This window comes from Chamaesiphon sp. (assembly GCF_041738855.1).
Taxonomy (GTDB): domain Bacteria; phylum Cyanobacteriota; class Cyanobacteriia; order Cyanobacteriales; family Chamaesiphonaceae; genus Chamaesiphon.
This window is the reverse complement of sequence record NZ_JBGSPA010000151.1, coordinates 1-23,883: the sequence shown is the minus strand read 5'-3', so window position 1 is coordinate 23,883 and position 23,883 is coordinate 1. Positions and strand designations below refer to the sequence as shown.

Genomic DNA, 23,883 nt, shown 5'->3' with positions numbered 1-23,883 from the left:
GGCGAATCTACTCAGTGTCATTCAAACTTGTCGCTTTCAAGCTCGTTCTGCGATGGCTTTTTTCCGTGAGGCTATTTCTGCTCATTCTTGTGACTTGGCAATGCCTTCTCTCATTCCCCTTTCCCACACCTGAATTCTTACGTACTTTCTTCTCGGTCATAGTAAGGAATTCTTCACTAATTATATTTATTTGCTTTGATTATTTACACAAAATGCTATCGATCGAGCATACTAAGTAATATCGCCAAAACGCTGTGGAGTATACCCAGTCATGCAGGTGCGAATCCTGTCGTTGTTGTCTGCTGTTAAAATTTATTCGTGACGGTGCCGCTGAGTAGTAGCACTCAGACATTTGCTAGCTGTAGGTTCACAGGTTGCCAAGGTTGGGGTACGATCGCTTTAGTCGGCAGAGATTTGGCGGCAAGTGCGTTCTGGAAATCTGTAACTGTGCCCTCCGTCTGCAAAATCGACGCTAAAAAACCTTCAAAGTTGACCTCACCACCAGCCGCCGTGGGAAGGATAAACTGTGGCTGGAGCAATTCGCATAGTGTGAGGGAAGTAGATTGACCCTTGATTACCGCACCTAGTAATGGTAGTTTGAGGTTTATTAGCGGTGTAATGATGACATCGATCGCGGCTTCAGTTGCTAGCTGGGGTGAGTGACTGCCGTGGGGTTCGTAATACAGGCTACGATCGCCACGTAAGATATAACCATTCTCGATCGTCGTGGGGCCGACTTGTGAGCCAGGAACTGCTTTGATTTCGACGTCTGCCAGATGATAACTCTCACCATGTGCTAAAACTGTGACTCGCTCATAGCCGAGCTGCTGGACTATTTGAGCGGCATTGGGCGAACAGACGACGGGGATCGATCGCTCCAAGATCTCCAATGTCGGTGGATGGGCGTGATCCGGCAATCCTTGGGAGATCAAAATCAGGTCGATATTGGCAGGTACGGGGTGAGTGACTGTCTTGGTACCGCGAAATAACCAGGGTTGGTTGCCGAAGATCAGATCGCCGACGAGCCAAGGATCTAATAAAATATTTTTGCCGCTCAGTTCGATGAGCCAAGAGTTGTTGTCCAGCCAAGTGAGTTGCATAAAAATTTCTCGATCTCAAAAATATCCCTTAAAATAATTTAACACTGCCGCGATCGAGATTGCCACGAGCCAAAATATGATGCCTACAGATCGATCGGCTACTGCTAGCTTACCTTTACCGCCGGGAACGTCTGGCTTACCGTGGATTGGCGAAACCATCTCATTTCTGATCGATCCTGATTTTGCCACCAAGCGACGGCGACAGCATGGGGCGATCTTTCGGACGCATATCATCGGGCGTCCCACTGTGGTGATGAGCGGTGCGGCGGCAAATAAGTTTATTTTAGCCACCAATTTTGACAAATTTTCCTGGCGCGATGGTTGGCCAGATAATTTTAAGGAATTGTTGGGAGCATCGTTATTTTTGCAAGAGGGAGCCGAGCATCAGCGCAATCGACGGCTGATGATGCCAGCGTTTCATGGCAAAGCATTGACAAACTATGTCGCCACCATGAATGAAATTACCGATCGCTATCTCGCCCAGTGGACGCACACAGGTAATCTCACCTGGTTGCCCGAACTCAAAAATCTCACCTTTGAAATCGCCAGCGTACTACTCATTGGCAGCGAACCAGGTGCCGAAACTACCGAGTTGAGTCGGTTATTTGGCGAACTGACGAATGGGTTATTTACATTGCCTCTGAACTGGAGCTATACGACCTATGGACGGGCGATCGCGGCTCGTGACCTTCTCCTCGCACATATCGAGAAAGTAGTGCTGGAGCGGCAACAGCAGCCCACTCAGGACGCATTGGGACTACTAGTCCAGAGTCAGGATGAGGAGGGCAATCGGCTCAGTGTCGCCGAACTCAAGGTGCAAGCATTACTATTACTATTTGCCGGACATGAAACTACCACATCGCTAATCACCTCGCTCTGTTTGGCACTGGCTCGACATCCAGAAATTCTCGCCACAGCCAGAGCCGAACAGGCACATATCGGCACAGACACGCCCATCTCGATCGATAGTCTCAAACAGATGACCTATCTCGATCGCGTGTTGCGGGAAGTAGAGCGGATGTATCCACCCATTGGCGGTGGTTTTCGGGGTGTCGTCACCGAATTTGAATTCAATGGCTATCGGGTGCCCAAAGGTTGGCAAGTCCTTTATCGGATACCTGAAGCGCATTTCGATGAGTCGGCTTATCCCGCACCGGAGACTTTCGATCCTGACAGATTCGATCCAGATCGATCGGACTCCAAACCGAGCGACTATACCTTCGTCACTTACGGCGGCGGTGCGCGGATCTGTATCGGGATGGCATTCGCACAGATGGAACTCAAAATTATTGCCGCCAAATTGCTACGCCACTACAGTTGGGAACTTTTACCCAACCAAAATCTCACCCTCGATCCGATTCCCACGTTGCACCCCCGTGACGGTTTAAAAGTCAACTTTCAGAAATTAGCTGTATGAGCATTTATTCAATCTTCAGCCAAACCGATCGCCAGCGGGTGAGCGATGGCACAATACTACCACTCCTGAGCGGCTGTGCAGCTCAACCCTTGTTAGTCATAGTTTGTCCGCAACTGGGTGATTTTGATAGTCTCGAATATGCGTGGTGGCTCCAACGAGAGCGCAACCAGCTTGAGGACAAAGGTGTAGCGGTGCGGATGGTGGGAATTGGCGATCGAGCTGCTGGATTGAAATTCTGTGATTTCACCGGATTTCCCGCCTCTGAGTTATTTGTCGATCCTGACGCCAAACTACATTCCCAGCTCGATCTTTATCCAGGTTTAGCACTCAAATTACCTCGCTTTACACCCGCTCAAAATGCTTGGGTGAATCTGATTTTGATGTGTGCGGGGATTGGGAGTCCAGGTACGCTGCGCGAAGTATTTCGGGGCTATTTGGGCGATCGATCTGCGCCCCAACTCATCGCTGATACCGAGATTGTCAAGGCGAAACCGTTACCACCAATTCAAGGATCTTTTTTTCAGTTAGCAGGCGGGAGCGGGTTTCAAAGACCGTTTGAACTAGCAACATTGAGGCTGCGAAACATGGTAGAAGTGCTGGGAAATTGGCAGACTTATGTACCCGATCCTACCTATCTAACGCAACGCGGTGGTACCTTTCTATTTGACGAGCGCGGCGCGTTGGCATATTCACATCGCGATCGCGGTATTCTCGGATTTGCTGCCAATATGAGCCAACCACTTTTATTTCTGAATACATCGAGTTAGATCGATCGCCCAAATAGCCCCGAAATACTTCGCGTAAGCGACCAGTGCCCCGTGGCGACGGTGCCAACATCAGCCAGATGATTAAGGGTGCCGTGATGGATGTCTTGGTTAACGAGCGTCGCGCTGGTGGATTGCTAAGTTGAAAGTTATATATATCCCGTTTAATATGGTAAGTAATCCTTATCGATCGAATCCAAAATGGGACGAAAAAAACTAGATCGTCAAGAATTTCACGCGCGAGTAGCACCCGAAACAGTCGATCGACTCAAGAATCTAGCAGCGTCACTAGGCTATCAACACGGCGGACAAGGCTCGATCGCTCAAGTCTTAGATGCTGTGGCTGAAGGTAGAATAATCCTAGTACCAACAGATAAAATACTAGACAATCTAAAATAAATGGGATGTATTTAAATAGATTAGCCAAGCGATTTAATCCAATGTAAACCGAACTACAACAAGTGCTCGAAATCGGAAAGCGATCGATCCAAGTTGGATCGATCGTCTTTCGTATTTACGCCAAGTTAAGCGAGAGTTTTGCAAGGCGGGTTAGAGTATCTCTAAGTTCAGCTTCAGGACTCCTCTGCACCACTAAGATCGAACCCCATTGATTAATGAGTTGTTGCTCGATGCCAGCTACGCCACCCAAAACTAGTGCATTTACAGGTGGTGGAGTTTGTTCGCCAAGAATGGCATCGGTTTTATCTGGTTGAAGATCTGGCATGGTTCATCGCGATCGGATTAATGTTGCTATGCTCAGAGCGATGAATTTGGTGAGGAGCGTTGGAGATTGCGCGGATCGAGTGCATCTCGCAAACCGTCACCCAGTAAATTGAATGATAATACTGTGAGGATAATTAGTAGTGCTGGCGGCCAAATTAGCCACGGTTGGAAGATGAGAATTGAAGTATTGGTGGCGATCGAAAGTAAGTTGCCCCACGATGGATCGGGTGGTTGAATCCCCAATCCGATCAAACTCAATACTGACTCAGACACAATAAAGCTAGGAATAGCTAGAGTGGCGGAAATAATCAAGTAAGTAGCAGTCTGGGGAATGACATGGCGGATAATAATATAAAATGGTTTTGCACCCATCGCTCGGGCTGCTTGCACAAATTCTCGTTCCTTAATCGACAATACTTGACCGCGAATCACTCGTGCTAGTCCCGCCCAACTGATAAACGAGGTAATGACAATAATGAGTAAAAAGCGTTGCGAACTACTAACCCGATCGGGCAATACTGAAGCTAGAGCTACCAATAAATAGAGACTGGGTAACGTCATCAATACTTCGGCTACTCGCATGATCGCCGCATCGATCCAGCCCCCAAAATAACCCGAAATCCCACCTAAAATCATCCCGATTGGGAAGGAGATTAAAACACCAATTAGACCGATGAATAGGCTGATTCTCCCCCCATAAATCAGCCGACTAAATTGATCTCTACCTTGTTCGTCAGTACCGAGGAGATTGAGCTTACCCACACCTGTCGTCCCAAAGAGATGCCAATCGCAGGGGATACCAGCGAAAATCGTTATCTCTTGAGAGTCAGCTTTAGTTTTGACGATTGGGGCTTTACCTTGACTTTTCTTGCTAGTTGCTGGATCGAATTTTGGTAAGAGGGGAATACTTATCGGCAAGATCCGATAACTGGCACCCCGCACGAATAAGTTAATTGGGGATGGTTTAGTAGTGTCAATTTTCAGGAGGCGATCGCCTGTATTGATATCGGTTTGACCCTGAGTCGTCGGGTAGATATGCGGCCCAATCCAACTACCTTCAGGACTTGTCCAGTGAATAGCCGTGGGTGGCAACAGCGAGCCATCATCTTGAGCTACATAAGGATCGTACGGAGCCATGAACTCCGCCGCTATGACTGTAAAGTACATCAAGATGAGAGCGATCGCGCCCGTGCGGGCTAATCCGTTCTGTTTTAACTGTTGCCACCAATTCATCGCAATTTATATCTGAATTAACTTATCACCTTTCATTATCATCTTCACTAGGTCGAAATAATGCTCAAACTTTACGATTACTCACGATCCGGCAATTGTTATAAAATTCGCTTATTACTGAACCAACTAGAAATAGTTTATCAAAGAATACCGATCGATATCCTCCAAGGTGAGAGTCGTACTCCTGAATTTTTGGCAATGAGTCCGGTTGGGAAAACTCCGGTATTGGAAATCAGTCCAGGACAGTACTTAACTGAATCTAATGCCATTATCTATTATCTCGCTGGTGGGTCGGATTTTTTACCCACAGATAGATGGGAACGCGCTCAGGTGATGCAGTGGCTATTTTTCGAGCAATATAGTCACGAGCCAAATATTGCAACTGTCCGTTTTTGGATCTCGATCCTCCAGCAAGCAGAACAAAGGCGTGAAGCGATCGCTCAAAAACAGCAACTAGGCTATGCTGCTCTAGAGGTGATGGAGCAACATTTAACCAAACATGACTATTTTGTAGGCGATCGCTATTCGATTGCTGACATCGCGCTCTATGCTTATACCCATGTTGCGGAGGAAGGAAACTTCGATCTGAGCAAATTTCCAGCCATTCTAGGTTGGTGCAATCGCACAACTCGTCAGCCAAAGCACATCACAATATCCGCAACATAATCTAAATGGGTAGGCTGGGTATTGCCTACCCATTTAGATCTCAGCAGATATTTATCTGTTGCGCTCGAACTAAAGTGTCAGTGATTGAGTATCTGTTGCCAACAACAGAGCCAAATCCTTAAGGAAATTGGCAGCATCGGCACCGTAAATCACGCGATGATCGGCAGTTAGATTGACCTGCATCTGACGGCGGATGGCAAATGTACCTTCATCAGTGGCGACTACTTGAGGATGGGACGCACCGATCGCGAGAATTGCACCCGTACCTGGGGGGAGGATGGCATCAAACCGATCGACTCCGAGCATTCCGAGGTTGGAGATGGTAAAGGTGCCAGAGCTGTATTCCTGAGGCTGTAACTGCTTGATCCGCGCGCGATCGACTAGATCTTTCCACATCCGCGAGAGGGAGTAAAGATCGAGTCGATCGGCATTCTGGAGGACGGGGGTAATTAAGCCACCATCGGGCATCGATACCGCAACGGCGATGTTGATGGCACTGGGGTGATTTACGCCCGCGTCGGAGTAGTAAGTATTGACGTTGGGGTGTTTGGCGAGGGTGATGGCGACGGCTTTGGCTAGCAGTGCTGTCATGGTGACGCCTTTGGATTTTACTTGCTTGTAGAGCTTGTCGAGATTATTGGTTTCGATCGTGTAACCAACTCGGAAGGTAGGTATCGCCAAACTTGCTACCATATTGCGGTTGACAGCCGCTTGGAACGTAGTGAAGGGAACGATTTGCGCTGAAACACTCGCCGGAATATTTGCGACTGGGGGGACAACTGCGGGTATTGCTACTGGTGGCGTTATCGGCTGGCTGGGTGCGACAGGTGCGGGTGCTTTGCCTGCGGCAGTACTGACATCATCAGCCGTAATTCGCCCGTTGGGGCCAGTACCATGTAGTGTCTCGACGGCGATGCCATGTTCTTTGGCGAGTTTCCGCGCACGTGGCGAAACTATCGGTCGATCGCTTCTGAGGCTAGTTGCGGCGGTGGCTGCTGGTGCGGTTGCTGCTGCCATAGCTGGCTCAGGGGTGGGAGTTGCTGCTGGCGTGACCGCAGGTTGAGATTTGCCTTGGGCTTGCTGTATCGCAGTTTCGATTTCGGCTTCAGTTTCGGCGATCAAAGCAATCGCTGACCCAACTGGCGCAGATTCTCCAGCTTGGACGATAATAGTGGCGATATATCCACCATAAAAGGTTTCAACATCCATATCTGCCTTGTCGGATTCCACCACGACAACGAATTCACCTTTTTCGACTTTTTCTCCTGGTGATTTTTGCCAGGAGACGATCTTGCCTTCCGTCATGGTGGAACTTAGAGCAGGCATGAAAACTTCGCGGATTGCCATGATGGATATTCTGGGATCGAACAGTTAGGTTGAGCTTGCAGCTTTCCATCTTATCCCAGAGTAGGGGGTAGAGGGTAGAGGGTAGAGGGTAGAGGGTAGAGGGTAGGTAGGGGGTAGAGAGTGGATGGTACCGCAGTTTATTCTCCTTCCTCAAAGCTAAGTTCGTAGCCTGAGAATCTGGTGAACATTGCCCACCCTACATTCTTGGAGGTTCCCTCTAGACAATACACGTTACTGATTCGTTACCCTCTACCCTCTACTCTCTACCCTCTAATTTTAGATATTTCCCCGAATTTCCATCACTACTCCATCATGGAGGAGGACTTCGACGTTCATTTTGGAAATCAAATTGTCACCAAGCTTGACTGCAAAATAACCTTCAACTTGACCTTGACTTACTTCCTGTTTTAGTTCGAGAAATTGAACTTGTTGGAGTTGTTGTAAAGCCTGATTTTTTTGTTCGAGCAGTTCACTTTTTTGCTGATTGACTTGCATTTGAATGCTTTCAATCTGCTGAACTACTTGAGGCCCAGGCGGTTGCAGGCTTTGTTTTTGGATTTCAGCAACTGCTCTTTGACCTTGCATTTCCAGTTGTTGGAGCTGTCCGTCGAGTTCGCTAATTTGGTTTTGCAATAGTTGTTGGGTTTCGTCTTTCCAGCGTTGGGTTACAACTGCCTTGATCGCGACGACCCGTTTGAGTAATAGTTGAGATTCTGATGGATCCATGATTAGGTAATTTTGGTAACTAGTGGCTATTGGTCTAGTGGCTAGCGGTGATACCCCATACCCTATTCCCTGTCTGGCGATGCGCTTGATGTGTCGGCACGGCTACCTTGGTAGCGACTTAGCTGACAAACATCTCGTCAATCATACCGTGATACCGCTCCATCACAACTGGACGACGAATTTTTAGAGTTTGGGTGAGCAGTCCATTCTCGATGCTGAATGGCTCGGCAATGAGTCTGATAACGGCAATCCGGTCATCGATGCGATACCCAGGTCGATTTTTGACTTCGCGGTTGAGTTCATCCCGAAAGAGGGCAATAATTTGGGGACGATCGAGATCGGATGAGTTGACTACTCGATCTTCCGACAATTCTAGTGGTAAATGTTGAGCGATCGCCCATTGTTGCAAGGCTTCAAAATTCGGGACGACGATCGCGCCGAGGGATTTTTGGTCTTGACCGACGAGGACGATCTGACTGATATACTGGCTCCGTAGACAGGCATCTTCGATCGGGGTGGGTTCGATATTTTCACCATTGCTCAGGACGATCGTATCCTTGGCACGTCCGGTAATGGTCAGATCGTTTTTGGGCGTGAGCATCCCTAGATCGCCACTATTGAACCAGCCTTGAGGATCGATCGCTTTGGCGGTAGCTTCAGGATCGCGGTAATAACCTTGCATCACTTGCGGCCCCCGAATCAATACTAATCCCTTGTTGCCGATCGCGACTTCCTGACGAGTTTCGACATCGACGATCTTGATTTCAGTTCCTGGTAATGGTTGTCCCGACGAGAGGCGGAGATTTTGCCACGGACGGCGGACATTGGTAATCGGTGCAGTCTCGGTCAAACCATAGCCGAGCAACACATCTACACCTACAATCTCAAAGAATAGATCGAGATGTTTGGCAAGCGAACCGCCACCGATAATGATATTTTTAATCTTGCCACCAGTCGCTTCCCGAATTTTGGCATACACCAGCTTGTCAGCGATCGCGTGAACCGGAGCTAGAATCGCCATCTGGAGCCGCGCATTCAACTTTTGACCCAAACTCGGCTGCAAGCATTCCAAACTCAGTCCCTGAACAATTCGCCGCGCTTCGATATATTTTTTACTCGCAGCCAAGAGCGTATCAACCAGTTTTTGCTTGTTAGCGGGTTGTTCGCGAAATTGCTTCTGAATGCCTTCATAAACTGACTCCAACAGCCGAGGAACGGCGACGAGGTATTCTGGCTGAATATCTTTCAAATCCTGCTTGAAATAGCGAATATTGGTGTACGTCTGAGTACAGCCCTGGGAGAGCAAATAATACTCACACGATCGCTCGTAACTATGCCAAGAGGGCAAAATACTCAACACTCGATCGCCTGGTTGGGCGGGAATCACCGTACCGCAAGTGTTTACTTGATGCAGGAGATTGGCATGGGAGAGCATCACCCCTTTGGGATTGCCGGAAGTGCCGGAAGTATAGATGAGAGTCGCTAGATCTGTTGGTTTGAGGGCAACAGGTACAAACTTTGTGCTTTGACCGAGCGCGATCGTCTGACTAAAATTGAGCAGTTTAATCGGCAAATCTAAATCTGGCTGCTCGTCAGAGAGTAAAATAATTAAATCGATCGATCGACCGCCTAATTTATCACTCAATTTAGCCAACGTTTTTAGATCTTCAACTACTAATGTTTGTGCTTGGCTGTTATCTAAAATTGCTAATAACTCTTGAGGATCGGCTTGAGAACTCCGAACGGCATTAAACGCCCCCGTCAACATGATCCCTTGATCGGCAATTAGCCATCTAGGGCTATTGTCAGCAAATAACGCTACTCCAGTATGCGGCTTTATCCCTAGGCTTTGCAGTCCTGTGGCAAATAGTCTAATTTGAGTGGCGACCTCTCGATAAGTCAGCCGAACTTCTGGCTTGCTATGTGGTGCATTTAACGCCATAACTTCACCACATTTTGCAGCAACTACTTCCCAAATTTCGGGAATAGCATTTATCTGACTATAATCGATCGTTTGACTGAGATTATCACGCTCTCGATCGGTAATTTGATATGGATATTTTGCTAATCTAGAAGTTGTCATAATTATCACTCTCGCAATTTTTATTATGCCAAATGGTGCTAGGGTGCATCAGTTAGCTGTGGCTATAGTTCTAGATTAACTGGCGATCGCCACCTTCGGCGATCGGTTGTGACAGAAAGTAAGGTGGTTGATTTTGGTAGTATGTTGCCTAACTGCTATGAAAGACAGCCTCGATCCAAATGTCTCTGGCACAGATCGACGATCGATCTACTACCCACCCAGATTTACAATAGAGTGTAAATTGCGATCTTTACACATTAGCCGTATGCAACAAGTCAAAGCCTGTGGGTTTATTCTATTTCGAGGAGAGCGCACCGACCCGCAAAAATCTTTCCTACTCATGAAGCATCGAGATCGCTACGATCTGCCCAAAGGACACGTAGAATCTGGCGAGTCAGATCGAGAATGCGCTCTCAGAGAGATGACTGAAGAAACTGGAATTCCGGCTGGTGCTGTGCGGATCGAGCCAGACTTTGAGTATCGATCGATCTATTATCCCCAGTCTGCTAGATTGAATAATGCGATCGTCGAAAAGACCTTAATCATTTTTTTAGGATGGGTCGATCCCCAAACGACGATTACTATTACCGAACATCTCGGCTACGAATGGATCGACTGGCACCCACCCCACCACATTCAGGCGCAGACGATCGATCCACTATTGGCTGAAGTTGATGCTTATTTTGAGGGTTAACTCAGACTTGTCAAATGTATGGTAACAAATAACCTTTAGATCTAAATATTTTAGCTAGTTTTTCTCAACTTCAATTCGATCCGATGCTCGGATAATTAGTAAAGCTAGCGCGATGATTTCTGGGATTAGTGCCGCGATCGCTGTAAGTTGTAGCGATCGAGTTTCCGAGGCATCAAACAACCCTGATACACCACTCAAATGCGCCGATCCAACGTCCGTAATGTCAATAGCAATGCACGCTAATAACAGTGTCCTCACAGTCTGGCAATCGGCAACAGCTACGATGATCGCTAGCACGATGTCTCTAATCGCCCACACCCGAATAATGTAAGGCATTTGGATGTTTGAATCGATCGGGATATGAAGTTGTACCATCAACCACAGTGGATCGACATAGCCAACAGCACTGAGACTAAACCGAATCAGACACATCGAGCCGATTAGTAGAGCGATATACCAATTTTGACCTCTCATTTTACTCCCAAAATTGACTCTTGGCTGTTATTTAGATGGCATTACTATCCGGTTTTGCCTTGCCAGTCTCGTCGCAGAATTGCCCATAACTTCACGTCTTCAAATACGCCCCACTTGCGGACTCATTGACGGAGAATGCCTTCGGTTATCAATCCATTTTTCTGTAATACCTGACCTGAAGCTGGATTTCTGACCACGCGATAGGCATAAAGCCTGTAGAGATCTCACGCTATAAAATCAACCAAGGTTTTAAGCACCCTTACCCAGCATCGCTGGGACATCGATTTCCTTAATACAAGTTGCCCGCGATAAGGAGAGAATGCAATCAATAATCTTCAGCAGATCGGTTAAAGGAATTACCTCGCCTTCTGATAAATTACCTGTAGCCAGATCGGCAAGAACTTCGGGAGTCCCAACATTACCAGGATTAATTATCGTCACACCGATTTGCTGCGATCGCAACTCCTCGCGTAATGAATGCACGACACCTCGCAACCCAAATTTAGATGCACTATTAGCAACTTCTCGCCCTGGAAAGTTATCCCGACCAGACAGCGCGCCCATAAACATAATTTTGGGATTAGGCGATCGTCTCAGGGCAGGTAATAAGGCTTTAACCAATCGAATTGGAGCCACTAAATTGACAGCAATTACGCGCTCGATATCCGCATCAGTACAATCTTCAAAGCGATACTGACTGGTAAAAGCATGAGTTTCCCAAGTTCCGCCCATGTACAGTAAGGCATCTAAACGATCGTCCCCGATCGCCTGTGCTACTGTTTTTACACCTCCAAGCTCGGACAAATCTGCCTGAATCCACTCACCAACTGGTGCTGGAGTCCGCGCAACTGCCAACAATCGATCGGTTTGGGATACTAAATGTTCGGCAACAGCTAGCCCAATCCCACGGCTAGCACCAGCCACAATTACCGTCTCGAATGACATACCTGTGCTGCTATTTTAAACACATACCAAATTTAGTAATCCCTGGAAATTCGAGATTAAACTGCTGGCTGAAGTACTCGGCATGAAAAGTTTGGTAAACCTTGAAACCGATCGATTCATAGGTATGACGAGCCACATCATTCCCATTGATTACCATAATTCCCGCGTGAGAATGCTGTTACGATCGCCCTTCATCTAGCAAGGCTCTGAGTAATACCTTTCCTAACCCGCGCCCCCGTGCTGCGGGTAGGACAGCCACATTTTCAATGATCCACGGTGCTTGGGGGGTGAGAAAAAATGGTCGGCTATCGCCACCCCAGAACCGATCGTAGCGATCGCCAAAGGCGGTAGCAACATCGATCGACCAGTTCAATTGCTTAGCGATTTTGGCTAGGCAAGATAGCCGCAATGGGCAATAATCTTCAGCATTTGGGGTATACCCTGCTGCTGCGGCGACTGGCTGACCCTGCTCTTCTAAAATCAAGAAATCAGTTATAGACCCCCAGTTAGAAGCATTTGCTCTCAATTGAGCCTCGATGAATGGCAATACACTCGTGTCTGTGCCTTGCAAAATATCTTCCCAGAAGCAATGATTCAGCGGTGGTAAGGACGCTTCATACTCGATTCGAGCCAGAAATGGGATATCGGCGATCTTGGCTTTGCGGACGTTTAGTGTAGTTTGCATTTCAACTTCCTTGAAGAGAATCCCCACAACAGATACAATCTGTATGTATCCTTTATACAGCAACACTCTTTTTGTTGTCAAGATACATACTGTCTGAATGCTAAATAAAGGTAAGCTGATATGCCTGTCAAACTGACTAAGGTCGAACAAACCGCTCGCACCCGCCGTGCCATACTCGATCGAGCGCGTCAGTTGTTTGCAACCAAAGGGTATGCTGCTACGGGTACCGAGGAAATTATCGCGGGGTTGGGAATTACGCGCGGGGCACTATATCACCAGTTCGGCGATAAGTTGGGAGTTTTTCAGGCGGTAGTTGCCGAAGCTTATGATGAGATAACTGGTTATCTCCGCGCCAAGGTAGAGTCGATTGACGATTCATGGCAACAGTTAGTATTTGGCTGCCAAGCTTTCTTGGAAATTGCCCAACGGGAGGATCTGCGGCGGCTAGTGCTGGTTGAAGCTCCAGCGGTTTTGGCGGTGGATACCTTAGTAGAATTCGATCGATCTGGATTTGGATTGCTCCATCAGGCGATCGATCGAGTCTTTAGAGAGGGTAAATTAGACACGATCGATCCAGAAGGTTTCGCTCATTTGGTCAATGGTTCGCTCAATGAGTTGGCAGCATGGGTGGCAAAATCAGACGATCCCGAACGATTGCAAACGGCTCAAAAGTTGGTGGAAACCTTATTCGTTCGGCATCAGATTTGATACTTTTTGAGGGCTAATTAAATGAGATTGATGTCCTAACAGCCTTAGCGATTACTATACCATTGAAAGTGTCAAAATTATTTCTTTTTAGGGTCGGGCTTGAGCGCGAAAGTAGCAATTAAGATCCCCAAAACTGAGAGAATTGCAGTAGGAATAAAGGCATTAGTATAACTACCGAAAATATCTTTGGCACTACCAGCGACTAGGGTTCCAGCCAAGGCTCCTGCCCCATAAGCCGTAAAAACTATCCCATAGTTTTTAGTGTAATTGACCGGATTAAACATCGATAGTGTTGCCGTGGGTGCGATCGCCAGCCATCCGCCCAGAGACAACCACAATAAACTAAAGGCAAAAAAGTAATTGGCAACTTGACCTTTACCAGTATTTAACATTACGATCGAGGCGACTAGAATCATCACATAGGAAACGATCGCGGTCATTTTGGGCTGGATGCGATCGGTCAACCAACCGAAAATTGGGCGACCAATCCCGTTAAAGATCGCAAAAATTGACACTGACGCAGTAGCCATATTGGTGTCGAGTCCGATGATTTCCTTGCCCACATTATTGGCAATGCCGATCGCCATCAAACCAGCCAGAGTACCGATCGCATAGCAGCTCCACAATGCAAAAAAGCTCGGCGAACTCAGTAATCGATCTGGCTCGAAACTAGCGGAGCTGGAAATTTGCTGGGGACTGGGTTGCCAGTCTGTGGGCGGAAATCTGAGCTGACTGGCGATCGCCAATAAAATTACCATAAAAGCCACCCCAAAAATTCTAAACGTGCTGTCGATGCCGTAACTAGCGATCGCCACCCCAGCCAGCGGTGCTGTAATCAAAGGTGATAGCCCAAAGCCAACTACAGTCAGACCTACAGCCAACCCCTGGCGATCGGGAAACCACTTCGCAGTGACAGCAATCGGCACACCATAGACAATTCCCACCCCAGCACCAGCAATCAGACCATAAGTAATCACTAGGAGCGGAATACTCGTAGCGAAACTTGACAAGAAATATCCTAAACCAACGATCGACCCCCCCACAGCGGTGACTTTGGTTGCGCCATAACGTTCGATATATCTACTCGCGATCGGCATCACAATTGCAAATACTACCAGCAATGTGGCAAAGGGGAGTAAGGTATCCGTTGCGCTAATGGCGATCCCTTGCCGTTGGAACGCCTCTGTCAGTGGCTTGCGAAAAATGCTCCAGGAGTAAACCGTACCCAGACAGAGCATCGCCGTAATACCTAGTGGTAAAAATAGCCATCGACCTTGCCGAGCTGGTAAGCCGAATATTTTCAGGTCGTTCATGATATTTTTTTGGTCTCAACAGTGAAGTATAGACGAAAAGAGATTCATCCCATCAGGCACAATTGCGAAAAGTACCAGTACAAGCCATCTACCAGATCCCGATCGGGTAATTTGCCAAGAATCCGGTCAAACGATCGTAAAATGTTGTTCGGCACGATCGGCAGATGCAATGAAGAAGAAAAACCTCGCAGTCCTATTCGGTGGGAGATCCGTCGAACACGAAATCTCCGTCATCACAGCTCTCCAACTGATGAACGTCATCGATGTCACCCAGTATGACATTATCCCCGTCTACATCGCCCAAACCGGACGCTGGTATGTTGGCGACAACCTGCTCGACAAAAATTTTTATCGTCGCCTCCCCAACTCTGTCACCGAAGCGCAGGAAGTCGCACTGCTCCCCATTGCTGGGAGCAAGGGACTGACGTACCTCAATCGCCATACCGAAATTATCCCTGTCGATATCTACTTTCTCGCCTTCCACGGTACCTTTGGTGAGGATGGCTGCATTCAGGGGATGCTGGAGATGGCGGATGCCACCTATACGGGTTGTGGTGTTCTACCTGCCGCACTGGGGATGAACAAATATCAGTGTAAAATGATGCTCAAGGCGGCGGGGATTCCCGTTTTACCTGCGGCACTGATCGATCGCCGCGATGCTCAGAAAAGCCTTGCAGCCGTTCGAGAACAGATATTTGCGACGCCAGGATTGGAACAACTTCCCCTATTCGTCAAACCTTGTAATTTGGGTTCGAGTATCGGGATTGGGGTGGCTAAAGACGAGCGGACATTAAATGCTTGCTTGGTAAATACCTTTAGATATGATAGTCACGCGATCGTCGAACCCTGCGTCAAGGATATTCTAGAAGTCAATGTCTCGGTATTAGAAGATGACGAAATCACCGCATCTGTCATCGAGATGCCCATCTCCCTCAGTGGCGTCCTCACCTTTGAAGAGAAGTATCTGCGCGATGACGGTGGCAAAAAGACAGGCGGTAACGAATCGCAAGGGATGGCAAGTTTATCCCGCATCATCGACCCTCCAGACCTCAATCCTACACTCAAACAAGCTGCTTTAGACTACGCCAAACAGGCTTTTAAAGTCCTCGGCTGTGCTGGTGTCTCGCGGATCGACTTTATCATCGATGCAAGTTGCGACAAGCTCTATTTTAATGAGATCAATACCCTTCCTGGTTCGTTATCTTTTTACCTCTGGGTAAAGTCTAATCCGCCGTTGGTATATACCGAGTTATTAAATCGCATCATTCGGCAAGCCGAGAAGCGTCAAGTTACTAAGCTAGCACTCAAACGTCAAGAGGGAATGCGGGCATTATTTAAGTAATGGGGAGAGTGTGCGAGGGATTAGGTTTCTTGAAATACCTGAAGTGTAGATGGTGGAAGGGCTTAAAATAAGTACGGATTAATTACTATGACTCGTTTCCATGACTCAATTCCCCCATGATGAATTTGCGAAAAACTTCTTAGATTCCTTACTGTCTCCTTTAGGAACGGCGCAAGCGATTCAGGAAGTGGCGGCTCTGCCAGCTCAACATCCACAGCGAGATAATGTATTGGAGCTGTTGGGTAATTTGAAGGTGATTTTGGAAGCTAGATTAACTATAGAACCGGAGGAGCAAGAATTAATTATGCAGTTATCACCTTTGTATTTGGAAAAGATTCAGGCGGCTGAGTTGGTTGGGGAGCAACGGGGTGAAGTTAAGGGCAAAAATCAAGGGCGCGTTGAGGAAGCTAGAGGGTTAGTTACCAGACAGCTAAATCGGAAGTTGGGGAATGTCAGTCCTGAGCTGTTGACTAGAATTGAGGCTTTGTCTCTAGAGCGAGTAGAATTGTTAGGTGAAGATCTATTAGACTTTACCTCAATCGCCAATTTAGAGCAGTGGTTAGCATAAGTTGTAATTATTGGGTTCCATTACCTCCGGTACGCTCCGCGAACGGTTAGACTCGATCGATCGAAATCAAATAATTGAGTCTATTTAATAAATATCGAGCTAAGACTATCGCTCGATAATTATAATTGAGCCAAATAATTGCGATCGAACAAATAACTATCTCGTTCAATTTAGCAGCATACTCGATTGAGAAAAAAGCTAAAGCTATTGTTCAGTAAAGGTTTGCTCATGGGCAGTGCCACCCTAGTGACTAGTGGTGACAATATCTGTTTTCAAGAGTTATATTTTTTATATATAGCTTTCTCAGTTTCTTGTCTTTTCTCATCTAGCTTTATATCGACGAACATTTCGTTATATTCATCTGGAATAACTGTATATAATTCTGATTCACAACATTCAGCAATCGTCGAAATTATACTGGTGAGGCTTTTGTAAACTCTTAATGGGTTCTGAGAAAAAATGAAATCAATCTGGTAGACGGGCGATGGATCGAGATCGCCAATCACAATTAATAGAGTCTTGTCTTCCATTGATGCAATCGGAAACCATTTTCGCTCCCACAGATGAAAACCTTCACAAGGCGGATCTATCGAGTTCGATTCTTCCATCTGCCATAGATAGTAGCATTTTTGAATAGCAGTTTGTAAAGACCAAAAAGGTATTGATAGATTTCCTGCAATATGATGGTCAGGAAATAAAAAATCAACGATACATTCTCCGTTATAATAGCCCAAATCAGCTTGTCCATTTCGCCATTGATAAAGTTCATAAACTTCCTCGCTCAACTTAAATGGCAAATCTTTAACTAGATTATCGATCTGCTGGCGGGTTAAACCTGGATTATAGCGATCGGCTAAGTTAGGAACGGTATATTCCATCCACTCAAAAATATATGCAAATTCTTCAAGAAGTTTAGACATAACGAAGCAACGATTCTAGTACGGTTTAAATTTAAAATAATTGTCCATTATCGGCAGATCGTAATCTAATAGCCAGTTGTTGAACTTGATATATATCTGTTTTAGTAGAGCTTTATTGCCACCAATAATATCCATGCCGCGATCTTCATAGAGATGAAATAAAATTTGTCGCTCGAGATCGAATAAATATAAACTACAGTTACTGCGAGGTCTGATTCCTAATTCATTTGCGAGTGTACTCCAAAGAAATAGATCGATTTGGCTAAATTCGATATCAAAACAGATAAATGTTCTAAAAAAATCTCCATCTTCATCAAATACGGGTGGCTCCTGATTTTGCCAAATTTCTGCTGTCTTGGGAATATTAATTCCACACTTGCGGAGACTACGAAAAACAGATAGCTTACTGACCAGTGTGGAGTTTCCATAAAAGTTTAGACAGACTGTAACAGTTTGAAGATCGCCTAAACTAAAGTCAATAATTGCTTTCGATCGCTCGTAGGCGCGTAGAAACATTTTAATATTGGGTCTGTCACCTGAGAGTTCTACCCGCAAGCTGTAGGGATGGAGATAAAATAGTCCATGCTCTAGAGCTTGTTCGCCGAATACTTGTAAGATTCTGGCACGATAAGTATTTGACTCGATTGCTCGATCGCATGTCATAAGTGTTTTTTCGATACTAAATGATGAAACCGCCAGAAAAACATCACCGCAGAAATCGCAATCCCGATCGATTGTCCGAGCCATAAACCGCTACCACCCAATGATGTGTGAAATCCCAACCAATAACCGATCGTCAAACCTACGCCCCAAAAGGCAAAGAAGCTCAGGATCGCCGGAATGCGGGTATCTTGTAAACCATAAAGCGCACCCATAATAATTTTTTGAGGGCCATCTAAAATCTGAGAAATTGCCGCGATCGTCATGATCCCAGTAGCTAAAGGGATGACATTAGCATTGCGCGGATCGTTAATATCGAGAAAAATACCAATAATTTGCTGGGGAAATAATAGCAGAATTGCTGCCATCATGAGCATAAATAACAATCCGATCGCTGCACCGACATAACCAGCCCGAGTCGCGCCAATTTGATTGTTTTGACCGATTTCTTGCCCGACACGAATCGTGGCTGCATAGGACATCGCGAGTGGCACCATAAAAGTAATTGCGATCGTTTGCAATACGACTTGATGCGCTGCGAGGACTTCGGTACCTAGTAAACCCATCAAATAAGTAACGATTGTGAATAGTCCAATCTCTAAAGCTGTAGCAACCCCAATCGGTACGCCAACGCGAATTAAAGATCCAAGTATCTGGCGATCCGGCTGATAAATCTTCCGAAAAAATCGATAAGTCTTGAGTTCTTTCTGGGTCAGGATATAGCCAACTAAGGCAAGAAACATCACCCAAATTGCGAAGATACTAGCTATTGCTAACCCAGTAATTCCCAATTGTGGAAAACCTAACTTACCAAAGCCCAGCACATAATCACCCACGATATTAATTATCGTCCCACCGATCGCGATCGACATGACTATTCGCGCATGAGACATCGCTGAGATCGCACCCCGCAACAGGGAAAACCCCAAAGCGGGGAAGAATCCCCATGCCATAATATCCAAATAAGTACTACCCAAAACTACCGTCGTTTCTGCTTGTCCCAACTGACGCATCAAGGTGTCAAAATTGGCAATGCAAAATGAGATCGGAATCGCTAAACCGATCGCGAGTAAACACCCTTGCCCAACGACACGCTCGATCTGCTGTCGATCCTCAGCACCGTAAGCGGTAGCAATCATCGGACTGATACCCATCAGTACACCCGACGCCGTATAGAGAAAAACACTAAAGGTCAGTGCTGCCAATCCACCCGCAGCCAGGGTTTCTAGCCCGATCCTACCCATCATCAGCGTATCGACAAACCCGATCGCCGCTTGGGAGAGTTGGACGCCAGCAAGGGGCATCGCGAGGGCGAAAAAGGCTTTAACTTCACGAGCAAGCACCGCTCTGGTCATTGTGGAGCTGCTGTTATTCATCGGCATCATGGGAGCGGTTGAGGAAGGGGATAAAGGGTTGGATGGGAGATGAGCGACAATTTTGGAGAAGTTATTAAATCCTCGATCGTCCAGCAGACATGCGAGGGTTATTTAACCCAAGTTGCTACCTATACTCCAAGCGGTTAGAAACCGCTCCTCGGAGTGCAAAGTCCGCCTACGCGGACTGATATTTCAGTCCGCGTAGCGATTCGCGCCCGCCTTTGTTCCCCGACGGAAAGCGCGAATCAGCGACCGAAATCGCGCTGAGGTCTCCTCAGCGTGCGTTTCGGTCAAGACAAGACAGGCGGACTTTGCAACTGTAGCTACGACTTCAGTCGTTGGCAATGTGTAGGTAGCAACTTGGGCTATTTAAGTAAATTGGATGAACTCTGTGCTGCTAGGTTGTTTTATTAGGATCGATATTGATGAAGGGAAGTGCGCCATTGCCACCCATTACTTGCGGGAATTTGCCGTCCCATTTATCGATCGCTTGCTTTTGCAATAACTCTGCGGTCAGCGTCTCCCGTAACAAGCGTTGGGCTTCGGCTTGACCCTTGGCACGGTTGATGGTGGCTTCGGCTTCCTGTCCAGCTTCTTGGGCGACATAGACTGCTCTTTGAGCGCGTTGTTCGGCGATTTGCTTCTCTTCTACCGCCTTGGAAAATTCTGGCGAAAAGTCTAGATCCACAACGCTAGTATCGAGGACGATAATCCCATATTTTTCCAAGCGATTGCCCAGAGCCAGATCGAAATCTTGTTTGAGTTCGTCACGTTTGGTAATTGCTTCTTCTACCGTCCGTCGCGCTGCCGCAATTTTAAAAGATTCCTGAGTTTGGGGGGCGATAATTTTCGAGACAATATTTTCGAGGGTGCCTTGAGTCCGGCGGATATTCACCACTTGAACGGGATCGAGCCGGAAATTGATCGCGAAACTAGCAGTCAAATCCTGCAAATCCTTGGTTGAACTCTGCGCGGGTACTTCAAATTTCTGGACGGTAATATCGTAGATGTCTACTTTCCCTGCTAGCGGTGGCTTGAAATGAACGCCCTCCAACAGCACGCCATCAGCCGCTTTGCCCAAAACACTCACCACCCCAGCTTGCCCAGGATTGATGACGACAAAGGAGTTGAATCCGATAAAGGCTAGCAGAATTACCAAGCCAAAGGCTAATGTTTGTTGCCAGCTAGATTTGTTAATAGTTTCCATAAGAACGGTGCCAATGGTAGTCCAAGCTACTGTTATCGGTTCACCTCTTAGTTTAGAACTCAATCCTTCAAAAGAGACGTGACGCGATCGAGATTTGGATCGGCATCAGCCGTAACGCACTAGGGTTAAAACCAGCGGATCTGATTTAAGAGCAAATAGTCAGCTCTCTGTCATCTGGTAGAGCAAAAAATTTAAAAATTACCTAATAATCTAAACAGAAATTAACATCAGAGATAAGGACATAAGCAGAGGATAATGCTTTGACTGCTATACATTTGCCTGCACGCTTAGAATCTTGCCCCGCTGGACTAGAGCTGCCAAAACTCAATCTCAGCAACCTGCTACAACAGACAGGTGAAATCGCCAATTTTTGCCGTCAAAACGCAGCAGCGATCGATCGACATGGTGTGTATCCAGCGCGCGAATTTGAATCGATCGCAAGTGCAGGTCTACTCACCGCACCGTTGGCACCCCAACTCGGTGGCTTGGGACTGGGCATCGAGACTAGCTCGATTGGGGATCTTCTGCACATCTTGCAAGAGATCGGACACGCCAATCTCGCTGTAGGGAGGATTTATGAGGGTCATGTTAATGGACTGCAACTGCTTCAGACTTTTGGCACACCCGCCCAGATCGATAAGTATGCAGCAGATGTACGCGATCGGCACAAGATTTTTGGGGTTTGGAATGCAGAGGCTGATGACGGCGTCAAGATCTTCCCACTTCATAACGGCACATATCGTCTGGAAGGTGCCAAAACCTTTGCGACTGGTTGCGGCTGTGTCGATCGACCTTTCGTCGGTGGGACGCTCCCCAATGGCGACTGGCAACTATGTATCGTCGCGATGGACGAAGCCGAAACCACGATCGATTCAGACTGGTGGCAACCTGCGGGGATGCGGGCAACCGCGAGTTATAAGGTCGATTTTACAGGTGTCATCCTCGACCAGAGCGAACTGATCGGGCAGCCTGGAGACTACTACCGCCAGCCGTGGCTGACTGCTGGGGTCGTCCGCTTTGCTGCCGTCCAGCTCGGTGGTGCCGCAGCCTTAGTAGATGCCGCGCGCCACTTCTTGCAATCGATCGATCGCACCAAAGACCCCTATCAAGAAGAGCGGTTTGGCAAGATGGCGATCGGGCTAGAAAGCGGTCAGCTCTGGCTCCAAGGTGCCACCGCTCAACTCCAGCAGTACAACCCCACATTTGCAGGCGACCCAGCCACCACCGACCCGACAGCGCAAGCTCTGGTCGCTTATTGCAATATGGTGCGGACGGCGATCGAGCAAATCTGTATGGAGACAATTCAACTTGCCGAGCGATCGGTCGGTACGCGAGGCTTATTACCCCCCGCACCACTAGAACGCATCATTCGCGATTTGACTCTGTACCTGCGTCAACCTGCTTTTGATGCCTCGCTAGCCATGGTGGGACGATATGTGCTCCAAAATGTTGTTACAGGATCTCTTTGGTCTCATGAACCAGCTACCCCAAACATCTCAAGTTGACGAGCGGTTAAAACCGCCGCTAGTGATGCAAAGTCCGCCTACGCGGACTAACACTAGAGTAGATATTGACTTAACCAAATCAGATGGCGGTGACTCCGAGCATCGCCTCGCTCCATACCTACTGGGCGATCCGATACCTGGGTTGTCTGCAATAACGAGTTTACAGCTCAAAGATCGTGCTGACGGCAGTTTGCTCTTAGCCGATCCTGAAGATCTCCCATTGCTGGGTATTGGGGCGATCGATCGGCAGCGAGTGCTAGTGGTGGCACCACATCCTGACGATGAAACGCTCGGCTGTGGTGGGGCGATCGCTTTACTATGTAGCCAGCAATATGATGTCCGCGTCCTGATCGTTAGTGATGGCACGATGTCACACCCCAATTCACGCACACACCCAGCACCAATCCTTCAGTTAGTGCGCGAACGCGAAACTCTTACTGCTTTGGCAGTCCTTGGGGTAAAGCCGGAGCAAATCGCTTTTTTGAGGCTCAAAGATGGTTCGGTACCGACACTAACCTCATTCAACTTTTCCAAAGCCAAAACACTCTGTCAAAACTATCTCGCCACAGCTTTACCAGATACGATCTTCCTGCCCTGGCGATTCGATCCTCATGCCGATCATCGCGCCACTTGGCAACTGATTCAAGCAGCAATTTTGGGCTTGGGAATTACCCCCCAAATAATTGAATATCCGATCTGGGATTGGGATACCGCACAGCAACAGCCCAGAGCAGATCTAGGGCAAATATCCGGCTGGCGGCTGGACGTCTCCACAGTATTGGCGCAAAAATGTCAAGCGATCGCCGCCTATCGTTCCCAACTCGGTCAACTCATTGATGATGACTCCGATGGGTTCTGTCTGAGTGCCGAACTCCTCGCCAACTTTCAACGCCCCTGGGAAGTTTATTTTGAGGAAATTTTATGACAGCCAATCCAGCATCTCTAACTCCCGATTTTTTTGAAGCTTTATATCAACAAAATGCCGATCCTTGGCAATTTGCTACTAGTGAGTATGAAGCCCGAAAATATCTGGCGACACTTGCGGCTTTACCACGCGATCGCTATCAGTCAGGATTTGAAATTGGCGGTTCGATCGGGATTTTGACCGAGCAACTTGCTGGTAAGTGTGATGCTTTACTCTCAGTAGATGTGTCAGATATCGCCCAATCTCAAGCGATCGAGCGGTGTCAGCATCTGGAGCATATTGATTTTCAATTGATGTCTGTACCGCAACAATTTCCCGATCGCGAGTTTGACCTGATCGTACTTTCAGAAGTAGGTTACTATTGACCTGAGTTCGATGAGGCTAGCCTCATCATCAAATCAATTACCTGACTGTGTTTGAGCCAATCACTACCAATCCTCAAAAACTAAGTGTTTCATAAATTATTATCAATAAGCTCTGCTTGTTGATAATTAGCGGTCAT

Annotated in this window: 26 protein-coding genes; 11 read left to right on the top strand and 15 right to left on the bottom strand. The window is 47.3% G+C overall.

Annotated elements, in window-relative coordinates; all coding sequences use genetic code 11:
* Positions 1 to 344 precede the first annotated feature (344 nt).
* Positions 345 to 1,100, bottom strand: coding sequence for an MBL fold metallo-hydrolase (locus ACEW9I_RS15825; protein WP_373541294.1), 756 nt, complete (start codon positions 1,098 to 1,100; stop codon positions 345 to 347).
* 79 nt (positions 1,101 to 1,179) lie between these two features.
* On the opposite strand from ACEW9I_RS15825, the gene ACEW9I_RS15820 reads away from it, so the two are divergent.
* The 3 genes from ACEW9I_RS15820 to ACEW9I_RS15810 all read left to right on the top strand — a co-directional run bounded on the left by ACEW9I_RS15820 (position 1,180) and on the right by ACEW9I_RS15810 (position 3,680).
* A complete protein-coding gene (locus tag ACEW9I_RS15820; protein WP_373541295.1) occupies positions 1,180 to 2,517 on the top strand; it encodes a cytochrome P450 in 1,338 nt (445 codons plus the stop codon).
* Positions 2,514 to 3,284, top strand: a complete 771-nt coding sequence (locus ACEW9I_RS15815; protein WP_373541293.1) for a peroxiredoxin-like family protein — start codon at positions 2,514 to 2,516, stop codon at positions 3,282 to 3,284. Before ACEW9I_RS15820 ends, ACEW9I_RS15815 begins: the two co-directional genes overlap by 4 nt.
* 198 nt (positions 3,285 to 3,482) lie before the next feature.
* Positions 3,483 to 3,680, top strand: coding sequence for a hypothetical protein (locus ACEW9I_RS15810; RefSeq protein WP_373541292.1), 198 nt, complete (start codon positions 3,483 to 3,485; stop codon positions 3,678 to 3,680).
* Between the two features lie 115 nt (positions 3,681 to 3,795).
* Here ACEW9I_RS15810 and ACEW9I_RS15805 read toward each other — a convergent pair whose 3' ends face one another.
* Together ACEW9I_RS15805 and ACEW9I_RS15800 are read right to left on the bottom strand one after the other, a co-directional pair.
* The gene (locus tag ACEW9I_RS15805) at positions 3,796 to 4,005 is read right to left on the bottom strand and encodes a hypothetical protein (protein WP_373541291.1); all 210 of its coding nucleotides are present in this window, start codon (positions 4,003 to 4,005) and stop codon (positions 3,796 to 3,798) included.
* 32 nt (positions 4,006 to 4,037) lie between these two features.
* Entirely contained in the window at positions 4,038 to 5,237 is a 1,200-nt protein-coding gene (locus ACEW9I_RS15800) for an ABC transporter permease (protein WP_373541290.1), read from the bottom strand.
* A gap of 60 nt (positions 5,238 to 5,297) precedes the next feature.
* Between ACEW9I_RS15800 and ACEW9I_RS15795 the strand changes: the two genes are divergently transcribed.
* A complete protein-coding gene (locus tag ACEW9I_RS15795) occupies positions 5,298 to 5,903 on the top strand; it encodes a glutathione S-transferase family protein (protein WP_373541289.1) in 606 nt (201 codons plus the stop codon).
* A 69-nt stretch (positions 5,904 to 5,972) separates the two neighbouring features.
* Here the strand turns inward: ACEW9I_RS15795 and ACEW9I_RS15790 are convergent, their stop codons facing one another.
* The 3 genes from ACEW9I_RS15790 to ACEW9I_RS15780 form a co-directional block, all read right to left on the bottom strand.
* Positions 5,973 to 7,250, bottom strand: coding sequence for a dihydrolipoamide acetyltransferase family protein (locus ACEW9I_RS15790; protein WP_373541288.1), 1,278 nt, complete (start codon positions 7,248 to 7,250; stop codon positions 5,973 to 5,975).
* A gap of 276 nt (positions 7,251 to 7,526) precedes the next feature.
* Entirely contained in the window at positions 7,527 to 7,976 is a 450-nt protein-coding gene (locus ACEW9I_RS15785; protein WP_373541287.1) for a YlqD family protein, read from the bottom strand.
* 118 nt (positions 7,977 to 8,094) lie between these two features.
* Positions 8,095 to 10,059, bottom strand: a complete 1,965-nt coding sequence (locus ACEW9I_RS15780) for a long-chain fatty acid--CoA ligase (protein WP_373541286.1) — start codon at positions 10,057 to 10,059, stop codon at positions 8,095 to 8,097.
* Positions 10,060 to 10,324: 265 nt separating this feature from the next.
* Between ACEW9I_RS15780 and ACEW9I_RS15775 the strand changes: the two genes are divergently transcribed.
* Positions 10,325 to 10,753, top strand: a complete 429-nt coding sequence (locus ACEW9I_RS15775) for a bis(5'-nucleosyl)-tetraphosphatase (RefSeq protein WP_373541285.1) — start codon at positions 10,325 to 10,327, stop codon at positions 10,751 to 10,753.
* Between the two features lie 54 nt (positions 10,754 to 10,807).
* Here ACEW9I_RS15775 and ACEW9I_RS15770 read toward each other — a convergent pair whose 3' ends face one another.
* The 4 genes from ACEW9I_RS15770 to ACEW9I_RS15755 form a co-directional block, all read right to left on the bottom strand.
* On the bottom strand, positions 10,808 to 11,227 hold the full coding sequence (locus tag ACEW9I_RS15770; RefSeq protein ID WP_373541284.1) for a hypothetical protein: 420 nt from the start codon (positions 11,225 to 11,227) through the stop codon (positions 10,808 to 10,810).
* A gap of 249 nt (positions 11,228 to 11,476) precedes the next feature.
* A complete protein-coding gene (locus ACEW9I_RS15765) occupies positions 11,477 to 12,172 on the bottom strand; it encodes an SDR family NAD(P)-dependent oxidoreductase (protein WP_373541283.1) in 696 nt (231 codons plus the stop codon).
* A gap of 10 nt (positions 12,173 to 12,182) precedes the next feature.
* Positions 12,183 to 12,329: a hypothetical protein gene (locus ACEW9I_RS15760; RefSeq protein WP_373541282.1), complete on the bottom strand. Its 147-nt coding sequence runs from the start codon at positions 12,327 to 12,329 to the stop codon at positions 12,183 to 12,185.
* Positions 12,330 to 12,350: 21 nt separating this feature from the next.
* On the bottom strand, positions 12,351 to 12,857 hold the full coding sequence (locus tag ACEW9I_RS15755) for a GNAT family N-acetyltransferase (protein ID WP_373541281.1): 507 nt from the start codon (positions 12,855 to 12,857) through the stop codon (positions 12,351 to 12,353).
* 120 nt (positions 12,858 to 12,977) lie between these two features.
* Here ACEW9I_RS15755 and ACEW9I_RS15750 point away from each other — a divergent pair, with 120 nt between their 5' ends.
* Entirely contained in the window at positions 12,978 to 13,565 is a 588-nt protein-coding gene (locus ACEW9I_RS15750; protein ID WP_373541280.1) for a TetR/AcrR family transcriptional regulator, read from the top strand.
* A gap of 77 nt (positions 13,566 to 13,642) precedes the next feature.
* Here the strand turns inward: ACEW9I_RS15750 and ACEW9I_RS15745 are convergent, their stop codons facing one another.
* The gene (locus ACEW9I_RS15745) at positions 13,643 to 14,878 is read right to left on the bottom strand and encodes an OFA family MFS transporter (protein ID WP_373541279.1); all 1,236 of its coding nucleotides are present in this window, start codon (positions 14,876 to 14,878) and stop codon (positions 13,643 to 13,645) included.
* A gap of 169 nt (positions 14,879 to 15,047) precedes the next feature.
* On the opposite strand from ACEW9I_RS15745, the gene ACEW9I_RS15740 reads away from it, so the two are divergent.
* Entirely contained in the window at positions 15,048 to 16,220 is a 1,173-nt protein-coding gene (locus ACEW9I_RS15740) for a D-alanine--D-alanine ligase family protein (protein ID WP_373541278.1), read from the top strand.
* A gap of 100 nt (positions 16,221 to 16,320) precedes the next feature.
* Positions 16,321 to 16,788 carry a DUF4351 domain-containing protein gene (locus ACEW9I_RS15735; RefSeq protein WP_373541277.1) on the top strand — a complete coding sequence of 156 codons (468 nt, stop codon included), beginning with the start codon at positions 16,321 to 16,323 and terminating at the stop codon, positions 16,786 to 16,788.
* A gap of 272 nt (positions 16,789 to 17,060) precedes the next feature.
* Here the strand turns inward: ACEW9I_RS15735 and ACEW9I_RS15730 are convergent, their stop codons facing one another.
* The 4 genes from ACEW9I_RS15730 to ACEW9I_RS15715 all read right to left on the bottom strand — a co-directional run bounded on the left by ACEW9I_RS15730 (position 17,061) and on the right by ACEW9I_RS15715 (position 20,951).
* A complete protein-coding gene (locus ACEW9I_RS15730; RefSeq protein ID WP_373541276.1) occupies positions 17,061 to 17,708 on the bottom strand; it encodes an SMI1/KNR4 family protein in 648 nt (215 codons plus the stop codon).
* Between the two features lie 15 nt (positions 17,709 to 17,723).
* Positions 17,724 to 18,371, bottom strand: a complete 648-nt coding sequence (locus tag ACEW9I_RS15725; protein ID WP_373541275.1) for a DUF3885 domain-containing protein — start codon at positions 18,369 to 18,371, stop codon at positions 17,724 to 17,726.
* Positions 18,368 to 19,744 (bottom strand): MATE family efflux transporter, encoded by a 1,377-nt coding sequence (locus ACEW9I_RS15720; RefSeq protein ID WP_373541274.1) that lies wholly within the window; start codon positions 19,742 to 19,744, stop codon positions 18,368 to 18,370. The genes ACEW9I_RS15725 and ACEW9I_RS15720 overlap by 4 nt, the downstream gene beginning before the upstream one ends.
* A gap of 397 nt (positions 19,745 to 20,141) precedes the next feature.
* Positions 20,142 to 20,951 (bottom strand): prohibitin family protein, encoded by an 810-nt coding sequence (locus ACEW9I_RS15715; protein WP_373541273.1) that lies wholly within the window; start codon positions 20,949 to 20,951, stop codon positions 20,142 to 20,144.
* Positions 20,952 to 21,211: 260 nt separating this feature from the next.
* Here ACEW9I_RS15715 and ACEW9I_RS15710 point away from each other — a divergent pair, with 260 nt between their 5' ends.
* From ACEW9I_RS15710 to ACEW9I_RS15700, 3 genes are read left to right on the top strand one after another with little or no spacing between them, the layout of a single operon-like run.
* The gene (locus ACEW9I_RS15710) at positions 21,212 to 22,456 is read left to right on the top strand and encodes an acyl-CoA dehydrogenase family protein (RefSeq protein WP_373541272.1); all 1,245 of its coding nucleotides are present in this window, start codon (positions 21,212 to 21,214) and stop codon (positions 22,454 to 22,456) included.
* Positions 22,425 to 23,381, top strand: coding sequence for a PIG-L deacetylase family protein (locus ACEW9I_RS15705; protein ID WP_373541271.1), 957 nt, complete (start codon positions 22,425 to 22,427; stop codon positions 23,379 to 23,381). Before ACEW9I_RS15710 ends, ACEW9I_RS15705 begins: the two co-directional genes overlap by 32 nt.
* Positions 23,378 to 23,746 carry an SAM-dependent methyltransferase gene (locus tag ACEW9I_RS15700; RefSeq protein ID WP_373541270.1) on the top strand — a complete coding sequence of 123 codons (369 nt, stop codon included), beginning with the start codon at positions 23,378 to 23,380 and terminating at the stop codon, positions 23,744 to 23,746. The genes ACEW9I_RS15705 and ACEW9I_RS15700 overlap by 4 nt, the downstream gene beginning before the upstream one ends.
* Positions 23,747 to 23,883 lie beyond the last annotated feature (137 nt).

What these genes read in the sequence shown, in the direction of transcription:
- ACEW9I_RS15825 (WP_373541294.1), bottom strand. Translation starts at nt 1,100, where the DNA reads ATGCAACTCACTTGGCTGGACAACAACTCTTGGCTCATCGAACTGAGC.
- ACEW9I_RS15820 (WP_373541295.1), top strand. Translation starts at nt 1,180, where the DNA reads ATGCCTACAGATCGATCGGCTACTGCTAGCTTACCTTTACCGCCGGGA.
- ACEW9I_RS15815 (WP_373541293.1), top strand. Translation starts at nt 2,514, where the DNA reads ATGAGCATTTATTCAATCTTCAGCCAAACCGATCGCCAGCGGGTGAGC.
- ACEW9I_RS15810 (WP_373541292.1), top strand. Translation starts at nt 3,483, where the DNA reads ATGGGACGAAAAAAACTAGATCGTCAAGAATTTCACGCGCGAGTAGCA.
- ACEW9I_RS15805 (WP_373541291.1), bottom strand. Translation starts at nt 4,005, where the DNA reads ATGCCAGATCTTCAACCAGATAAAACCGATGCCATTCTTGGCGAACAA.
- ACEW9I_RS15800 (WP_373541290.1), bottom strand. Translation starts at nt 5,237, where the DNA reads ATGAATTGGTGGCAACAGTTAAAACAGAACGGATTAGCCCGCACGGGC.
- ACEW9I_RS15795 (WP_373541289.1), top strand. Translation starts at nt 5,298, where the DNA reads ATGCTCAAACTTTACGATTACTCACGATCCGGCAATTGTTATAAAATT.
- ACEW9I_RS15790 (WP_373541288.1), bottom strand. Translation starts at nt 7,250, where the DNA reads ATGGCAATCCGCGAAGTTTTCATGCCTGCTCTAAGTTCCACCATGACG.
- ACEW9I_RS15785 (WP_373541287.1), bottom strand. Translation starts at nt 7,976, where the DNA reads ATGGATCCATCAGAATCTCAACTATTACTCAAACGGGTCGTCGCGATC.
- ACEW9I_RS15780 (WP_373541286.1), bottom strand. Translation starts at nt 10,059, where the DNA reads ATGACAACTTCTAGATTAGCAAAATATCCATATCAAATTACCGATCGA.
- ACEW9I_RS15775 (WP_373541285.1), top strand. Translation starts at nt 10,325, where the DNA reads ATGCAACAAGTCAAAGCCTGTGGGTTTATTCTATTTCGAGGAGAGCGC.
- ACEW9I_RS15770 (WP_373541284.1), bottom strand. Translation starts at nt 11,227, where the DNA reads ATGAGAGGTCAAAATTGGTATATCGCTCTACTAATCGGCTCGATGTGT.
- ACEW9I_RS15765 (WP_373541283.1), bottom strand. Translation starts at nt 12,172, where the DNA reads ATGTCATTCGAGACGGTAATTGTGGCTGGTGCTAGCCGTGGGATTGGG.
- ACEW9I_RS15760 (WP_373541282.1), bottom strand. Translation starts at nt 12,329, where the DNA reads ATGGTAATCAATGGGAATGATGTGGCTCGTCATACCTATGAATCGATC.
- ACEW9I_RS15755 (WP_373541281.1), bottom strand. Translation starts at nt 12,857, where the DNA reads ATGCAAACTACACTAAACGTCCGCAAAGCCAAGATCGCCGATATCCCA.
- ACEW9I_RS15750 (WP_373541280.1), top strand. Translation starts at nt 12,978, where the DNA reads ATGCCTGTCAAACTGACTAAGGTCGAACAAACCGCTCGCACCCGCCGT.
- ACEW9I_RS15745 (WP_373541279.1), bottom strand. Translation starts at nt 14,878, where the DNA reads ATGAACGACCTGAAAATATTCGGCTTACCAGCTCGGCAAGGTCGATGG.
- ACEW9I_RS15740 (WP_373541278.1), top strand. Translation starts at nt 15,048, where the DNA reads ATGAAGAAGAAAAACCTCGCAGTCCTATTCGGTGGGAGATCCGTCGAA.
- ACEW9I_RS15735 (WP_373541277.1), top strand. Translation starts at nt 16,321, where the DNA reads ATGACTCAATTCCCCCATGATGAATTTGCGAAAAACTTCTTAGATTCC.
- ACEW9I_RS15730 (WP_373541276.1), bottom strand. Translation starts at nt 17,708, where the DNA reads ATGTCTAAACTTCTTGAAGAATTTGCATATATTTTTGAGTGGATGGAA.
- ACEW9I_RS15725 (WP_373541275.1), bottom strand. Translation starts at nt 18,371, where the DNA reads ATGACATGCGATCGAGCAATCGAGTCAAATACTTATCGTGCCAGAATC.
- ACEW9I_RS15720 (WP_373541274.1), bottom strand. Translation starts at nt 19,744, where the DNA reads ATGAATAACAGCAGCTCCACAATGACCAGAGCGGTGCTTGCTCGTGAA.
- ACEW9I_RS15715 (WP_373541273.1), bottom strand. Translation starts at nt 20,951, where the DNA reads ATGGAAACTATTAACAAATCTAGCTGGCAACAAACATTAGCCTTTGGC.
- ACEW9I_RS15705 (WP_373541271.1), top strand. Translation starts at nt 22,425, where the DNA reads ATGAACCAGCTACCCCAAACATCTCAAGTTGACGAGCGGTTAAAACCG.
- ACEW9I_RS15700 (WP_373541270.1), top strand. Translation starts at nt 23,378, where the DNA reads ATGACAGCCAATCCAGCATCTCTAACTCCCGATTTTTTTGAAGCTTTA.